The organism is Bacillus sp. SIMBA_005 (assembly GCF_046535585.1).
Lineage (GTDB): Bacteria > Bacillota > Bacilli > Bacillales > Bacillaceae > Bacillus > Bacillus pumilus.
In genome coordinates this window covers 1-273 of record NZ_JAWRWI010000379.1, presented here as the reverse complement: position 1 = coordinate 273, position 273 = coordinate 1, and the positions used below count along the sequence as shown (strand labels likewise).

Annotated in this window: 1 pseudogene; it reads left to right on the top strand. The window is 39.9% G+C overall.

Annotated features, from left to right (window positions below):
- A pseudogene (locus SB660_RS20540) lies at positions 1-117 on the top strand (succinyl-CoA--3-ketoacid-CoA transferase); the annotation flags it as partial.
- Positions 118-273: the final 156 nt, after the last annotated feature.

Here is a 273-nt window from a genome sequence, read left to right as displayed (position 1 = left end):
GCTGTATTCGATTTTACAGATGCAGGCATGCAACTCATCGAATTAGCAGAGGGTGTGACATTGGAAGAGGTAAAAGCGAAAACCGCTGCTTCATTTAATGTTGCTTTATCCCATTAATTAATAATAGACCAGTTTACCTTGTGAAGGTAAGCTGGTTATTTGTATTTTAAGGAGAGTGGGAGAATTGCTTTGCCTACAGCAGGTTACAACCGAAATAATGAAACGATATTGCGGTTCGGATTGGGGAGAAAGGCCATTTATTGTTGCCATTGA